14 protein-coding genes are annotated in these 15,223 nt (G+C 69.3%); 8 read left to right on the top strand and 6 right to left on the bottom strand.

Going from position 1 to position 15,223, the window contains the following annotated elements; translation table 11 throughout:
- Nucleotides 1-93: 93 nt before the first annotated feature.
- The 5 genes from ACFSOX_RS07385 to ACFSOX_RS07365 all read right to left on the bottom strand — a co-directional run bounded on the left by ACFSOX_RS07385 (nucleotide 94) and on the right by ACFSOX_RS07365 (nucleotide 5,756).
- Entirely contained in the window at nucleotides 94-1,599 is a 1,506-nt protein-coding gene (locus ACFSOX_RS07385; protein ID WP_378477155.1) for a tripartite tricarboxylate transporter permease, read from the bottom strand.
- 6 nt (nucleotides 1,600-1,605) lie between these two features.
- Entirely contained in the window at nucleotides 1,606-2,103 is a 498-nt protein-coding gene (locus ACFSOX_RS07380) for a tripartite tricarboxylate transporter TctB family protein (protein WP_378477154.1), read from the bottom strand.
- Between the two features lie 175 nt (nucleotides 2,104-2,278).
- Entirely contained in the window at nucleotides 2,279-3,997 is a 1,719-nt protein-coding gene (locus ACFSOX_RS07375; protein ID WP_378477153.1) for a CocE/NonD family hydrolase, read from the bottom strand.
- Nucleotides 3,998-4,113: 116 nt separating this feature from the next.
- Entirely contained in the window at nucleotides 4,114-5,133 is a 1,020-nt protein-coding gene (locus ACFSOX_RS07370; RefSeq protein ID WP_378477152.1) for a Bug family tripartite tricarboxylate transporter substrate binding protein, read from the bottom strand.
- 164 nt (nucleotides 5,134-5,297) lie between these two features.
- Nucleotides 5,298-5,756, bottom strand: a complete 459-nt coding sequence (locus ACFSOX_RS07365; protein ID WP_378477151.1) for a cupin domain-containing protein — start codon at nucleotides 5,754-5,756, stop codon at nucleotides 5,298-5,300.
- Between the two features lie 482 nt (nucleotides 5,757-6,238).
- Between ACFSOX_RS07365 and ACFSOX_RS07360 the strand changes: the two genes are divergently transcribed.
- The 7 genes from ACFSOX_RS07360 (at nucleotide 6,239) to tldD (ending at nucleotide 13,633) form a co-directional block, all read left to right on the top strand.
- The gene (locus tag ACFSOX_RS07360; protein WP_378477150.1) at nucleotides 6,239-7,120 is read left to right on the top strand and encodes an NAD(P)-dependent oxidoreductase; all 882 of its coding nucleotides are present in this window, start codon (nucleotides 6,239-6,241) and stop codon (nucleotides 7,118-7,120) included.
- Nucleotides 7,117-7,530 (top strand): cupin domain-containing protein, encoded by a 414-nt coding sequence (locus ACFSOX_RS07355; RefSeq protein ID WP_378477149.1) that lies wholly within the window; start codon nucleotides 7,117-7,119, stop codon nucleotides 7,528-7,530. The genes ACFSOX_RS07360 and ACFSOX_RS07355 overlap by 4 nt, the downstream gene beginning before the upstream one ends.
- Complete coding sequence (locus ACFSOX_RS07350) at nucleotides 7,527-8,225, top strand: fumarylacetoacetate hydrolase family protein (protein WP_378477148.1); 699 nt, start codon at nucleotides 7,527-7,529, stop codon at nucleotides 8,223-8,225. The genes ACFSOX_RS07355 and ACFSOX_RS07350 overlap by 4 nt, the downstream gene beginning before the upstream one ends.
- A 337-nt stretch (nucleotides 8,226-8,562) precedes the next feature.
- Nucleotides 8,563-10,650 (top strand): carbon starvation CstA family protein, encoded by a 2,088-nt coding sequence (locus tag ACFSOX_RS07345; protein WP_378477147.1) that lies wholly within the window; start codon nucleotides 8,563-8,565, stop codon nucleotides 10,648-10,650.
- Nucleotides 10,643-10,855 (top strand): YbdD/YjiX family protein, encoded by a 213-nt coding sequence (locus tag ACFSOX_RS07340; RefSeq protein ID WP_378477146.1) that lies wholly within the window; start codon nucleotides 10,643-10,645, stop codon nucleotides 10,853-10,855. Before ACFSOX_RS07345 ends, ACFSOX_RS07340 begins: the two co-directional genes overlap by 8 nt.
- Before the next feature lie 156 nt (nucleotides 10,856-11,011).
- Nucleotides 11,012-12,142: an ABC transporter ATP-binding protein gene (locus ACFSOX_RS07335; RefSeq protein ID WP_378477145.1), complete on the top strand. Its 1,131-nt coding sequence runs from the start codon at nucleotides 11,012-11,014 to the stop codon at nucleotides 12,140-12,142.
- Between the two features lie 69 nt (nucleotides 12,143-12,211).
- A complete protein-coding gene (gene tldD, locus ACFSOX_RS07330) occupies nucleotides 12,212-13,633 on the top strand; it encodes a metalloprotease TldD (RefSeq protein WP_378477144.1) in 1,422 nt (473 codons plus the stop codon).
- A 30-nt stretch (nucleotides 13,634-13,663) separates the two neighbouring features.
- Here the strand turns inward: tldD and ACFSOX_RS07325 are convergent, their stop codons facing one another.
- Nucleotides 13,664-13,960, bottom strand: coding sequence for a hypothetical protein (locus ACFSOX_RS07325; RefSeq protein WP_378477143.1), 297 nt, complete (start codon nucleotides 13,958-13,960; stop codon nucleotides 13,664-13,666).
- A 213-nt stretch (nucleotides 13,961-14,173) separates the two neighbouring features.
- Here ACFSOX_RS07325 and ACFSOX_RS07320 point away from each other — a divergent pair, with 213 nt between their 5' ends.
- Nucleotides 14,174-15,094, top strand: coding sequence for a DMT family transporter (locus ACFSOX_RS07320; protein ID WP_378477142.1), 921 nt, complete (start codon nucleotides 14,174-14,176; stop codon nucleotides 15,092-15,094).
- The last annotated feature ends 129 nt before the right edge of the window (nucleotides 15,095-15,223 follow it).

Raw genomic sequence — 15,223 nt, 5'->3', positions numbered from 1 at the left:
GCGGGGATCCGGAGCCCCGTGCCGTGCCGCTCCTGGTTCCCGCCTTCGCGGGGACGAGCGGAGCACAAGCCCGATCCGGTCATCCGGAACAAATTACTCCTGAAACGCCTGCTCGCGGCCCGAGCGGATCGCCGGCAAGGCGACGATCAACAGCAGGATCGCGGCGCAAATCAGGAGTCCGAGCGAGATCGGCCGCTCGACGAAGATCATCGGATCGCCGCCGGAGACGCGCAGCGCGCGGCGCAGGTTCTCCTCCATCAGCGGGCCGAGCACGAAACCGAGGATCAGCGGCGCCGGCTCGCAGGCGAGCCGCTGGAACACGAAGCCGGCGACTCCGAAGATCGCCGCCAGGATCACGGCCGCGGGGCTGTTGCTCACCGTGTAGACGCCGATGGCGCAGAACAGCAGGATCGCGAGATAGAGGAACCGGTACGGCACCTTGAGGAGCTGCACCCAGAAGCCGATCAGCGGCAGGTTGATGATCACCAGCATCAGGTTGCCGATCCACATCGAGGCGACCATGCCCCAGAACATCTGCGGCCGCTCGGTCATGATCTGCGGGCCCGGCTGGATGCCGTGGATCATCAACGCCCCGATCATCAGCGCCATCACCGGATTGCCGGGGATGCCGAGCGTCAGCATCGGGATGAACGAGCTCTGCGCGCCGGCGTTGTTGGCGGCCTCGGGCGCCGCGACGCCCTCGATGGCGCCGCGCCCGAACATGGCGGGCCGGTCGGAGACACGCTTCTCCAGCGCATAGGCCGCGAAGGCCGACAGCGTCGCGCCGCCGCCCGGCAGCACGCCGAGCACGGCGCCGAGCGAGGTTCCGCGCAGCACCGCCGGCCAGCCGCGGACGAAGTCGTCACGGGTCGGCCACAGGCGGGTGATCCGCTTCGTCACCACGTCGCGCGCGCGGTCGTCGTGCTGGGCGAGGTTCGCCATGATCTCGCTGATGCCGAACAGCCCGATCGCGAGGGTGGCGACGTCGAGCCCGTCGGCGAGTTCGTTCAGCCCGAACGTGAAGCGCTGCCCGCCGGTGTTGCCGTCGGTGCCGATCAGCCCGAGCAGCAGGCCGAGCACGATCATGGCGATCGCCTTGACGACCGACCCGTGCGCCAGCACCACGGCGGCGATCAGCCCGAGCAGCATCAGCGAGAAGTACTCGGGCGATCCGAAGGACTGGCCGAGCAGCGCGAGCGGCGGCGCGAAGCCGGCGATCAGCGCGGTCGAGACGCAGCCGGCGAAGAACGAGGCGAGCGCGGCGGCGGCGAGCGCCGCGCCGGCGCGGCCCTGGATCGCCATCTGGTGGCCGTCGATCGTGGTGACGACCGACGAGGTCTCGCCCGGCAGGTTGATCAGGATCGCCGAGGTCGAGCCGCCATACTGGGCGCCGTAGAAGATGCCGGCCAGCATGATCAGCCCGGCGGTCGGCTCGAGATGAAAGGTGAGCGGCAGCAGCATCGCGATCGTGGCGATCGGCCCGATGCCGGGCAGCACGCCGATCAGCGTGCCGATCATCGCGCCGACGAAGGCGAACAGCATGTTCCACGGCGTCAGCGCCACCGAGAAGCCGAGCGCCAGGTTGGAGAGCAGCTCCATGGCGATCTACCAGACGGGCCAGACCGGGATCGTCAGCCCGAGCCCGGCGATGAACACGGCCCATGCGAGGCCGACGAGGAAGACGGCCGCCAGCACCGCCTCGGCGACGCGCAGCCCGCGCCCGGCGACCGCCCCGATCGCGACCAGGAGCAGGATCGAGACGACGAGCCCGAGCCGCTCGAGAGAGAGCCCGAACACGACCAGCGCGACGAACACGAGAACGACGGGGCGCGCCGCCTCGCGGCCGATCGGAAATTCGCTGTGCTCCGCACCCGCCGCGATGAAGCCGCGCAGCGCGACGACGGCGCCGAGCCCGAGCAGGGTCCAGCACAGCAGGCGCGGCACGTAGCCGGTGCCCATGCGGCGCGCCGTGCCGACGGGATAGTCCTGCGACAGCCACAGGCCGAAGCCGGCGATCGCGACGAACAGGAGGCCCGCCAGCACGTCGCGGTGGATCAGCCGCCGCCACGGCCGCGCGGTCGGAAAGCCGGACGAGTCGGTCATGGGCGGAACCTCATGGCCCGGGCCACCCGACTCTCGGTCGTTCCGGACGCCGGGGGACGCTCGGATGTCGGGCCTCCATCCGCCCGGACTCCACGAGGCGGCACAGGGGATATGGATCGCGGGCTCGCGAGCCTGCGCCCGCGCCCCGCAACGACAGAGATCGGAGCCGCCCCGCTCATCGCGCCGGAATCACCGGCAGCAGCAGGAACGACTCCCTGTCACCGCCGGAATAGACGGTGTTGGTGCCGGTGTTGTAGTCGGCGTGATAATGCGTGTAGTGCACGCTTCCCACGCCGTCCCGCGGCTGGATGTCGAGCCGCAGGCGGTGGCCCTTGCGGAACACCATGGAGGTCGGCCAGATCTCGACCTCGACCTTCACGATCTCGCCGGGTGCGAGATAGAGCCGCCGCCGGTGCCGGTGATAGGGCCGCCACGGCCTCGTCAGCTCCGGATCGAGCTCGCGATGCGAGACGCGAAGCCAGCCCTTGGCGATCGGCACCTGCTGGCCCTGCTGGCCGATCTCCCACATGTCGTTGCCTTCGGGGTCGATGTCACGGATGGTGAGGAACAGATCCATGTCCTCGGTCGCGCTCGACACCCACAGGGTCGCGGCGACCGGCCCGGTGATCTCGGTGTCCTGATCGAACGGCGCGGTGTCGAGCGAGATGCCCATGCCGGCCTGCATGGCGCCGGAGGCCAGGAACGTCGACGACGCCGAGGCCGAGCCGCCCTTGGAGAGGCCGCTGGCATTGTAGGTGCGCGAGGAGGTGACGGGCGGATTCTCCGGCACCAGCGCGCCGCTGTTGGCGGGCGCTCCCGCCGCGGGGGCCGAGAGGTCGAGATACATCCTGGTCCACCGGGTGCGGGCGAGCGGCCATTCGTGCTCGTCGCGCCAGACGCCCTCGCCGTTGCCGTGGCGGACGAACAGCCGCACCGGCGGCTCGTCCATCACGCCGTTGTCGATCCCCTTCAGGAAATGATCGAGGAAGCGGAGCTGCTCGTGTCGCGCGGCCTCCGTGTAGAACGGATGCACATGCGTTCCGGAATGCATGCGCAGCTTCTTGTGCTTGGAGGCGGCCCGCATGAAGCCTTCGGTGTTGCCGCGCAGATGCAGCCCCATTCCGGACCAGTTGCCGACCGAGAACAGCGGCACCGTGATCCTGTCCCATTGCGCCTGCTCGCCCGCGAAGGCGCCGGTGTCGAGATTGTGCCGCACCCAACGCCACAGCGTGTCGGCCGTGAAAGTGTCCGGATTGTCGCGATAGGCGCGGCCGATCAGATGATGGCAGAGATGGGTGACGAACCAGTTGGTCATGAACTGGTTGAGGATGCCGCCGTGGAACAGCGCGTCGCGGTAGAGATCGGCGAAGCCTTCCCACGGCACGATCGCGGCGAGCGACGGTGGCCGATGATTGGCGACGAACCACTGGTTGATGGCGAAGTAGGAGATGCCGATCAGCCCGACCTTGCCGTTGCACCAGGGCTGCGCCGCGGCCCATTCGATCGCGTCGCAGTAGTCGAGCGATTCCTGCAGCGACCACGGCTCGGTGCGGCCCGGCGACTTGCCGGTTCCGCGTGCGTCGATGCGCACGCAGGCATAGCCGCGCGGCACCCACCACTCGGGATTGACCGTCTCCCAGTTCATCAGCGGGTTCGGCTTCTCCTCCAGATTGTCCGGCGGGATCCACACCTTGTCCTTCTGATAAGGACCGAGATTGAGCAGCGCGGGCACCCGCGTGTCGGCTTCGGGCCGTAGCACGTCGGCCTTCAGGCGCGAGCCGTCGCGGGTCGGCACGTCGACGTCCCGCTCGATCAGGATGCCGCTGCTCGCTCCACCGGCGGTCGTCCCGGCGCCGCCGGGTGTCTCGCTCTTCACGTCCAGCACCGAGGACACTCCGTGTCGTGTTGATTGGTGGCGGGTCTGTCCTTCCACTCTCCCCGCCGTGCGGGGAGAGGGGGAGCAACCGCCGAATGCGAGGAGAGAACGAGCAGGAACCGAGCGACCGGCTCTCACTCGGCGAGCTCGATCTTCACCTCGTCGGCGATCGTCTTCCAGGTCTTCATCTCGCCGGCCAGCCAGGTCTTCGCCTCGGCGACCGACTGGCTCGGCACGACGTTGAAGTTCTGCTTCTTGAACGCCTCCTGGACGGCGGGCGCCTGCATGGCCTTGCCCGCGGCCTTGAACAGCGTCTCCAGCACCTCGGGCGGCGTGCCGGCGGGCGCGAACAGGCCCTGCCAGGCGATGGTGCCGACGCCCTTGTAGCCGAGCTCGTCCATGGTCGGCACGTCCGGATAGTCCGGCAGCCGCGCGTGATTGACGAGGGCGAAGGGCCGCAGATTGCCGGCCTTGATCATCGGCGCCGTCGAGGCGACGTTGAGGAAGGCGAATTGCGCGTCGCCCGACACGAGGTCGTTGATCACGCCCGAGGCGCCCGCCTTGTTGTGGATCGCGACCATGTCGAGATCGCCGGCGCGCTTGGCGAACAGCGCCGCGTCGTAATGTGGATAGCTGCCGACGCCCACCGAGCCGTAGCGCACCTTGCCGGGGTTCTTCTTGGCGTAGTCGACCAGCTCCTTGAGGTTCTGCGGCGGGAAGTCCTTGGTGGTGGCGACCATGAACTCCGGAATGTCGACGAGGCGCGTGACCGGCACGACGTCCTTCACGTAGTCGATCTTGAACTTCTTCGGGAACAGCACCGGCGTGATGGCGTTCGTCGAGACGTTGCCGACCATCAGCGTGTAGCCGTCGGGCTTCGCCCGCGCCATCTCCTCGATGGCGATGATGCCGAAGGCGCCGGGCTTGTTCTCCACCACGAAGGACTGGCCGAGATCCTGGCGCATGTGCTCGCCGATCAGCCGCGCCACGATGTCGGTGGCGCCGCCGGGCGCATAGGGAACGATGATCTTCACCGGCTTGGACGGATACTTGTCCTGCGCGGCCGCGCTCGTCGCGACGACGAGGCTCGCCGCCACGCCGCCGGTCACGGCCAGGCAGACGGCCGCGGTCAGGCTCAGCACGCTCTTCCTCATGCTCTCCTCCTCGGGATGCGTCCGTCGATTGTTCTGGGGTCTGACGGATCGTTGCTTCGCTTGTGAAACGTCTCGACCACGCGACGCCTTGACGCGGAGCGATCGACAGGGCGTCCGAGGCGCATGCGCGTCGTCTCACGCGCGCCGTGCGGAGCCGGGCGCCGTCACGCCTTGATGCCGTGCAGCGAGTGCGAGGCGTCCTTCACGGTGAAGAACAGCACGTCGCCGGCCTCGGTGGCGCCGCCCGAATGGATCGTGCCGGCCGGGATGTAGACGAGCGAGCCGGGCCCGGCCTCGACCGGCGCACCGCCGATCGTCGCCCGGAACGTGCCCTCGAGGATGTAGATCCATTGCTCGTTGGGATGCGAATGCGGCGCGGCGCCGGTGCCGGCCGGCATGCGCATCAGCCCGACGATCATGCGGTCGCCCTCGACGCAGGCGCCGTTGGCGGTCGAATAGTCGGGGCCGCCGAGGATGTGATTGACCTTGGCGAGTTCGAACACGTACTCGCCCGGGGCGGCTCGCTTGGCGCCCGGGGTCCGCGCCGCGCCCGTCTGGTTCGTGGTGGGATCGCTCACGCGCGACCCGCTCACGCGCGGTTCCGTCGCGACCTGCTCGCTCATGCGTCCTCTCCCTGGTCGATTCTTGTTGTCGGGTCGCGGTCGTGTCGCCGCGCCTGTTGAGGCGAGCTTCGACGGGGGCTCGGCGCTTTGTCAATTGCGAAACCCGCGGCACTGCGAAGCGGGTTGCGCATGCCGACACCATGGATGACACCATGGATCTCGAACGCGCCCGCTCCGCCGTATCTGGCGGCGTGACTTCACGACACCGGACTTCGTATGACAAGCGGGCGCCCCTTTCGCACCGCACAACATGTCCGCGCGACGATCGCTCCAGGGGACGGCGACCCCGATGCCGGCGCGAGACGTTTCGTCCCGCTCACCGTCGCGCCGTCCCGCTTGCGCGAGCGCCGGCGGCGCGGCAGCATGCGGCGCCTTCTTCCCCCGCGCCTCTCCGTTTCGCGGCACGACACGACGCCGGTCCGCCCCGCGGGCGGCGCGGTCGCCGCCGCGCCGGACGGCGCCAACCCCCGAGGAGAACAACGGTGGAGATCGGATTCGTCGGTCTCGGCGACATGGGATCCCTGATCGTGCCGCGCCTGATGGCGGCCGGTCACCGGGTCACCGGCTGGAACCGCACCAGATCGAAGGCCGAGCCGCTGATCGCGGCCGGAATGGCGTTCGCCGAGACGCCGCGCCAGGCGGCCACCAACGCCGATGTCGTCTTCTCGATCGTGACGGACGGCGCCGCCGTCGAGCAGGTCGCGCTCGGGCCGGACGGCATTCTCGCCGGCCTGCGCGAGGGCGGCATCTACGCCGACATGAGCACCATCGCGCCGCATGTCAGCCGCGCCGTCGCGGAGAAGTTCGCCGCCGCCGGCCGGGTGATGCTCGACGCACCGATCTCCGGCAGCCCGGTCACCATCCAGGCCGGCCAGGCCTCGGTGATGGTCGGCGGCGACGCGACGGCGTTCGAGACGATCACGCCGGTGCTGCTCGCCATCGGGCCGAAGGTGATGCGGGTCGGCGGCAACGGGCTCGCCTGCCAGATGAAGATCGCCGTCAACCTGCTCCTGATGGTCGAGGTGATCTGCTTCGGCGAATCGGTGGCGCTCGCCGAGAAGGGCGGCGTCGATCGCGCCGTCGCGGTCGAGGCGATCCTCAAGAGCGTCGCCGCCTCGCCGGTGCTGGGCTATCGCGGCCCCTTCATCCTGGAGGGCAAGATGCCGGCGAAGCCGCTCGCCGACGTGACGCTGCAGCAGAAGGACATGATGCTGGCGCTCGATCTCGGCCGCCGGCTCGGCAGCCCGGTGCCGCTCGCCGCCGCCGCCAACGAGATGATGAACGCCTGCCGAGGGCTGGGCATCGACCACCGCGATTTCGTCGCCGCCCACGAGGTCTATCGGCGGCTGGGAGGACAGTCATGAGCAAGATGTTCCGCACCACCATGGACGCGGTGCCGCTGGTCGAGGGCTTGAAGCGCGACGACGGCTGGATCGACATGCAGGTCCAGTTCCTCATCGACAAGAAATCGGCCGGCGCCGACCACGTCGTCGGCTGGACCGTGCTGAAGCCCGGCGCCAGCCACGAGGCGCACCGCCATCGTAACTGCGACGAGTTCTTCATCGTGCTGGAGGGCAAGGGCCACATCATCACCGAGCACGGCCTCGAGCCGTCCCAGAAGGGCGACGTCGTCTACTCGCCGCGCGGCTGCTGGCACGGCTTCAACAACACGTCCGACAAGGACGTGGTGCTGGTCTGGGGCTGGATGGGCGCCGGCTCGATCGCCGACTCGGGCTACGAGACGCCGGAGAGCGTCGCGGAGGCCAAGCGATGAGCCGTCCGCTCGACGATCCCCGGCTCGCCCGCGGCATGGCGGCCCAGATGGACCTGCGCCGCAGCAAACTCGCCGAGGGCGCCAGGCCGATCGGCTGGAAGGTCGGCTTCGGCGCGCCGGCCGGCCTCGCCAAGCTGAAGATCGCGGCACCGATCGTCGGCTTCCTGCTCGACCGCAACGTCGTCGCGTCGGGCGGGACGGTGGCGATCTCGGGCTTCGCCATGCCGGTCGCCGAGCCGGAGATCGCCGTCGAGATCGGCACCGATCTGCCCGGCGGCGGCGACGAGGCGGCGGCCGCGGCCGCGATCGCCGCGCTCGGTCCGGCCATCGAGCTCGCCGACTTCTCGCCGCTCGACGACCCGGAGCCGATCCTGTCCGGCAACATCTTTCACCGGCACGTGATCTTCGGCCCGCGGTCGGCCCGGAAGCACGGCGACACGACGGGCCTCGTCTCGACCGTCCTGCGCGACGGTACGGCGGTGCCGGCGCCGGCCGACGTGACGGCCAACACGGGCGATCTCGTGCGCATCGTCCGCCACGTCGCCGACACGCTGGCGGCACTCGGCGAAACGCTGCGGACCGGCGACGTGATCATCGCCGGCTCGATCACGCCGCCCCTGATGCTGACCATGGAGGACCGCGTACTGACGCACCGGCTCGCGCCGATCGGCGAGGTGACGGTCCGCTTGTCCTGATCGGTTCACGCTGCTCGCCCGCCGCCGGTCCGGCGGCGGGCCGGCCGTGTCGCGCACGCGGCGATGGCGCCGTAATACCCCTTATACCTTGCCGTTATGATCGATTTCCGCGGGCACGCTGCGGTTGCGCCGCTCCGAAAATTTCGCGAGAACCCTGAATTTCGAAAGAGTTGCACGCCCTGATAAGGACTCGTCCGACTATAGGGCATTCCCCTTTCTTGATACGCCAGCCGCAGTGAACGCTTATTGCGCGCCGCGAGCTCTCGTTGCGGCCGCAGATCACTGCACCTCACTGCACTTGTCACTGCACTGGCGGGATCCGGATCAGGAGAATCCAATGACTGCACTCGTGCGCAGCAACCCCAGAGGGCATTGGGCCCTCTGGGTCTTGATCGTCTTGGCAGGCACCGTCTCGCTCGGGATGGTCGCTCTCAACCGGGGCGAGAGCATCAATGCCGCTTGGCTGGTGGTGGCCGCCGTCTGCGTCTACCTGATCGCCTATCGGTTCTACGCGCTGTTCATCGCCGAGAAGGTGCTGAAGGTCGATCCGGCGCGACCGACCCCGGCGCAGCGTCACAACGACGGGCTCGACTACGTCCCGACCAACAGATACGTGCTGTTCGGGCATCACTTCGCCGCCATCGCCGGCGCCGGGCCGCTGGTCGGCCCGGTGCTCGCGGCGCAGATGGGCTACCTGCCCGGCACGTTGTGGATCCTCGCCGGCGTCGTGTTCTGCGGCGCCGTGCAGGACATGATCGTCATGTTCATGTCGACGCGGCGCGACGGCCGCTCGCTCGGCGACATGATCCGCGCCGAGATGGGTCCGGTGGCAGGCGGCATCGCGCTGGTCGGCGTGCTGCTGATCATGATCATCCTGCTCGCCGTGCTGGCCCTGGTGGTGGTCAAGGCGCTGGCCGGCAGCCCGTGGGGCACCTTCGCTGTGGTCGCGACCATCCCGATCGCCATGTTGATGGGCATCTATGCCCGCTTCATCCGGCCCGGGCGGATCGGCGAGATGTCGGCGATCGGTTTCGTCCTTCTGATGTCGGCACTGATCTACGGCAAGACGGTCTCGGAGACACCCGAGCTCGCCGTGCTGTTCAACTGGAAGGGCGAGACGCTCGCGCTCGCGATCATCGGCTACGGCTTCGTCGCCTCGGTGCTGCCGGTGTGGCTGCTGCTCGCCCCGCGCGACTATCTGTCGACCTTCCTCAAGATCGGCACCATCTGCCTGCTGGCGATCGGCATCATGATCGTCCAGCCGGACCTCAAGATGCCGGCCGTGACGAAGTTCATCGACGGCACCGGGCCGGTGTGGTCGGGCAGCCTGTTCCCGTTCCTGTTCATCACCATCGCATGCGGCGCGGTCTCGGGCTTCCACGCCCTGATCTCGTCCGGAACCACGCCCAAGATGATCGAGAACGAGAGCCAGATCCGGCTGATCGGCTTCGGCGCGATGCTGATGGAATCGTTCGTGGCCATCATGGCGATGATCTCCGCCACGGTGATCGAGCCCGGCGTCTACTTCGCCATGAACAGCCCGGCCGGGCTGATCGGCACCACGGTCACCCAGGCGTCCCAGGTCATCTCCGGCTGGGGCTTCGTGGTGACGCCCGAGATGCTGACCCAGATGGCGAAGGACGTCGGCGAATCGACCGTGCTGTCGCGCGCCGGCGGCGCCCCGACGCTGGCGGTCGGCATGGCTCACATCCTGTCCGGCATGTTCGGCGGCCAGACCATGATGGGCGTGTGGTATCACTTCGCCATCCTGTTCGAGGCCCTGTTCATCCTGACGACGGTCGACGCCGGCACTCGGGTCGCTCGCTTCATGATCCAGGACATGATCGGCAGCGTGATCCCGCCCTTCAAGAACACCGAGTCGTGGGTCAACAACCTGATCGGCTCGGCGCTCTCGGTGACCTGCTGGGGCTACTTCCTCTACCAGGGCGTCATCGATCCGCTCGGCGGCATCAACACGCTGTGGCCGCTGTTCGGCATCTCCAACCAGATGCTGGCCGGTATGGCCCTGATCCTGTGCACGGTCGTGCTGTTCAAGATGAAGCAGGAGCGGTACGCCTGGGTCACGCTGCTGCCCACCACCTGGCTGCTCGCCTGCACCCTGACGGCCGGCCTGCAGAAGATCTTCCACCCGAGCCCCCGCGTCGGCTTCCTGGCGCATGCCCAGGTGTTCGGCGACGCGCTCGCCCAGGGCAAGGTTCTGGCTCCGGCCAAGAATCTCGAGGAGATGAGCCGGGTGGTCTTCAACGACTACATCAACACGGCGCTCTCGGTGGCGTTCGTGGCCGTGGTCCTCACCATCCTGGTGTTCGGCTTCGTCAGCATCCGCAAGGCGCTCGCCACCTCGCGGGTCACCACCGCGGAGGTCGGCGGCGTCGACGGCAGCGCGCGGGCGGCCCATGCCTGAGCAGGGCTCCCAAACGCTCGGACTCGCCGGGTGGGCCGTTCGCACGGCCCGCCTGATGGTCGGGGTGCCCGACTACGACACTTATGTGGCCCATCGCAAGGAAACGCACCCCGACGAGCCCGTCATGACCTATGCGGAGTTCTTCCGGGACCGCCAGGACGCCCGCTACGGGTTCGGCAAGAACGGCCGGTTCCGCTGCTGCTAGGCCGGCGCGGAGCCAGGCGGGATGTGACGGGGCGGCCCACGGGCCGCCCCGTTCGTTTTGGCGCGTGCCGCCGGGACCGATCCGGCGCCGCCCGCGGGATTTGCCGAGACGACCGCCGAGCGCTAAGCGGAGGGGCCACGAACGACACGGAGCCCAATGACCGCGCTCGCCGTCGACACCCTCGCGACGCCCTCGGTCGACATCGCGATCGAGCATGTCGATCTCTGGTACGGCGCCAATCACGTGCTGCGCGACGTGAGCCTGCGCATCGAGCCGGGCGAGTTCTTCGCCTTTCTCGGGCCGTCGGGCTGCGGCAAGACCACGCTGCTTCGGTTGATCGCCGGCTTCAACCCGGTGGACCGCGGCCGCATCCTGATCGCCGGGCGCGACGTCTCCGGCCTGCCGCCGTGGAAGCGCGACGTCGGCATGGTGTTCCAATCCTATGCGCTGTGGCCGCACATGACGGTCGAGCAGAACGTCGCCTTCGGCCTGGAGGAGCGCCGCCTGCCGCGCCAGGAGATCGAAAAGCGCGTCGCCGCCGCGCTCGATCTCGTCGGCCTCGGGGGCTTGGAGAAGCGCCGCCCGGGGCAGCTCTCCGGCGGCCAGCAGCAGCGCGTCGCCCTCGCCCGCACCATCGTGGTCGCGCCCAAGGTGCTGCTGCTCGACGAGCCGCTGTCCAACCTCGATGCGAAATTGCGCGGAGACGTGCGGCGCGAGCTGCGCGAGCTGCAGCAGCGCCTCGGCCTCACCGCCATCTTCGTCACCCACGACCAGGAGGAGGCGAACACGATCTGCGACCGGATCGCCGTGATGAAGGACGGCACCGTGCAGCAGGTCGGCGCCCCGACGGCGCTCTACGACGCACCGAGGAACCTGTTCGTCGCCGGCTTCCTCGGCACCACCAACATCCTGGACGGCCGCGTGGTGCGCGACGGCGCCGCGGCGGCGTTCGAGACCGCGGCCGGAACGATTCCGCTGCCGGCGGGCGCGCTGCGGGCCGGCGACCCGCCGCCCGGCGCGAAGCTCGTCTTCCGCCCGCATCACGCGATCCTGTCGCGCCCCGACGCCCCCCTCGCGGAGGGCCGCGCGCGTATTCCCGGAACGATCCGGTTCAAGGAGTTCCTGGGAGCGACCGAGCGTTACGGCATCGCCGTCCCGGGTGACTCCGCGGGGGAGACCGAGGTCTCGGTCGATCTCGGCCACGGCACCGCCCCGGAAGGGCTCGCGCCCGGCACGGCGGTCGCGATCGACATCGCGACCGACCGGTTGCATGTGCTGGGGGAGTGACGCCCCCTCGCGCCGCAGCCCGCGAACCCCTATCTTCCCGGCAGCCGTTTCCGCAACGAAAGACCCGCCATGACCGCCACGACCTCGCTGATCGACCGCGCCGGGCTCGACCGGACCAACGTGTCGCGCCTGATCGCACGCGGGCTCGACGGGGCCGACGACGGCGAGCTCTTCCTCGAATACCGCCAGTCCGAGATGCTGATGTTCGACAACGGCCGCCTCAAGCAGGCGACCTACGACACCACGCAAGGGTTCGGGCTGCGCGCCGTCAAGGACGAGGCGGTCGGCTACGCCCACGCCTCCGACCTCTCGGAGGAGGCGATCGGCCGCGCCGCCGACGCCGTCAAGGCGGTCAAGGGCGGCTACTCGGGTACGCTGGCGGCGGCCCCGCCGCGCACGAACGCGAAGCTCTACACCGACGCCAATCCGCTCGCCGGCATCGCCTTCGCCGACAAGGTGCGGCTGCTCGAGACCATCGACGCCTACACCCGCGCCAAGGATCCGCGGGTGCGGCAGGTGACGGCATCGATCGCCGCGACCTGGCAGGTGGTCGAGATCGTGCGGCCGGACGGCGAGAGTTTCCGCGACGTGCGGCCGATGGTGCGGGTCAATGTCTCGGTCGTCGTCGGCGACGGCGATCGCCAGGAAACCGGCAGCCACGGCTATGGTGGGCGCGCCACCATGGACCAGTTCGTGACCGACGCGGCCTGGCAGGGCGCGGCCGACGACGCGGTGCGCCAAGCGCTGGTGAACCTGGAATCGGTTCCCGCCCCGGCCGGCGAGATGGACGTGGTGCTCGGCCCCGGTTGGCCCGGCGTGATGCTGCACGAGGCGGTCGGCCACGGGCTGGAAGGCGACTTCAACCGCAAGAAGACCTCGGCTTTCGCCGGGCTCCTGGGCCAGCAGGTGGCGGCCAAGGGCGTCACCGTGATCGACGACGGCACCATGGCGTCACGCCGCGGCTCGCTGTCGATCGACGACGAGGGCACGCCGACCAACCGCACCGTGCTGATCGAGGACGGCATCCTGGTCGGCTACATGCAGGACCGCCAGAACGCCCGGCTGATGGGCATGGCGCCGACCGGCAACGGCCGCCGCGAGAGCTTCGCCCATGTGCCGATGCCCCGCATGACCAACACCGTGATGACGACGGGCAATCACGACCCGGCCGAGATCCTCGCCTCGGTGAAGAACGGCATCTACGCCGTGTCGTTCGGCGGCGGCCAGGTCGACATCACCTCGGGCAAGTACGTGTTCCAGTGCACCGAGGCGTACCGGATCGAGGACGGCAAGGTCGGCGCGCCCGTGAAGGGCGCCATGCTGATCGGCAACGGCCCGACCGACCTCCACCGCGTCACCATGGTGGGCAACGACCTCGCCCTCGACCACGGCATCGGCACCTGCGGCAAGAACGGCCAGGGCGTGCCGGTCGGCGTCGGCCAGCCGACGCTGCGCATGGACCGCATCACGGTCGGCGGCACGGGCGGGTGAGACTCACGCGGCGCGACCGACGCGCGCCGCTCACACCTCGATGTCGAGGATGCGGCCCACGATGCCCTTCGGCACGGTGGCGGTCGGCGCGGACCGCTGCGCGCCCGTCGCCTGCTGCGTCTGCGCCGCGATCTGCGGCGCCCGGCTCTCCGCCGGCGGGGCGGCGCCGCCTGCCTTGATGGCGCGCTCGATCACGTCGCCGAGCGTCCGCTCCTGGTAGGACGGCTGGCTCTGCGGCACCTGCCTGGCGAAGCGCTGCGTCATGTCCGACTGGGCGCGGCGCACCGCGTCGAGCCAGGCGGCGGTCAGTCCGGTGGTGAGCTCCATGGGACTCTCCCGGGCGGCACAACCCCTCCGTGCCATTGCGGCGCGCGATCGGTTGACGAGTCCTGAACGTCCGGGTCCGACGCGACGCTCTCCCGGCCGCCCCGGTTAACGAAACGTTGCCGGTCGGCATCCGTCCTTGCCGCGCTCTCACCAAGTGCGGAAAGGGTGCGTTTCGCTGTCGCACCGGCCGGCCTTCGCCCGTAAAAGGGACGCATGCGCCAAGGCTCCGTTCTGACCATGTCGCCCGGCGACTGGCTGTTGCTCGTCGCCCTCTCCACCCTGTGGGGGGCGTCCTATTACTTCGCCAAGGTGGCGGTGGCCGAGGTGCCGCCGATGACCATCTCGCTGGTGCGCGTCGCGGTCGCGGCGCCGATCATGCTGGCGCTGTGCTGGCGGGCCGGCGAGCTCGCCGGCATGACGCGCCACTGGCTGCCGTTCCTGGTGATGGGGTTCCTCAGCAACGCCGCCGCCTTCGCGCTGATCTCGTGGAGCCAGCGGCACATCGGCAGCGGCCTCGCGGCGATCCTCAACGCGACGACACCACTGTTCGCCATCGTGCTCGCCCATCTCACGACCCGGGACGACCGCATCACCCCGGCCCGCACGGTCGGCCTGCTGCTCGGGCTCGCCGGGGTCGCCGTGATGATCGGGCCGGCGGCGCTCGGCGGGATCGGCGGCCACATCGCCGGCGAGATCGCCTGCCTGACGGCCGCGTTCCTGTACGCGGTCGGCGCCATCTATGCGCGCCGCTACAAGCACCTGTCGCCGAACCAGATGGGCGGTGGCCAGGCGGTCGCGGCGATCGCCCTGATGCTGCCGCCCGTGCTGGTGTTCGACCGGCCGTGGACGCTGTCCCTGCCCTCGTGGCCGGCCGTCGCGGCGCTCCTCGCGCTCGGCGCCTTCTCGACCGCGCTCGCCTATGTGCTGTATTTTCGGGTCTTGGCGCGGGCCGGGGCGACCAACACGCTGCTCGTCACCTTCCTGATCCCGGTCAGCGCCATGCTCCTCGGCACCGTGCTGATGGACGAGCGCCTCGCCGCGCACCAGATCGCCGGCATGCTCGGCATCGCGGCCGGTCTTGCCGCGATCGACGGGCGGGTGTGGAAGATTTTTTCGATGTGGCGGAAATCGTAGGGTGGGCAAAGCGAAGCGTGCCCACGCCGTCGAATGTCGATGCCATCGACCGCGTGGGCACGACGCGCCTTCGACGCGCCTTTGCCCACCCTTGTAACAGCGAGAGCGAGTATCGTCGGGCCGTTCCGT

The sequence above is a fragment of the Rhodoplanes azumiensis genome (assembly GCF_042682915.1).
In the GTDB taxonomy this organism is placed as follows: Bacteria; Pseudomonadota; Alphaproteobacteria; order Rhizobiales; family Xanthobacteraceae; genus Rhodoplanes; species Rhodoplanes azumiensis.
The sequence above is the reverse complement of the archived record's forward strand: the minus strand, read 5'-3'. Positions and strand labels throughout refer to the sequence as shown.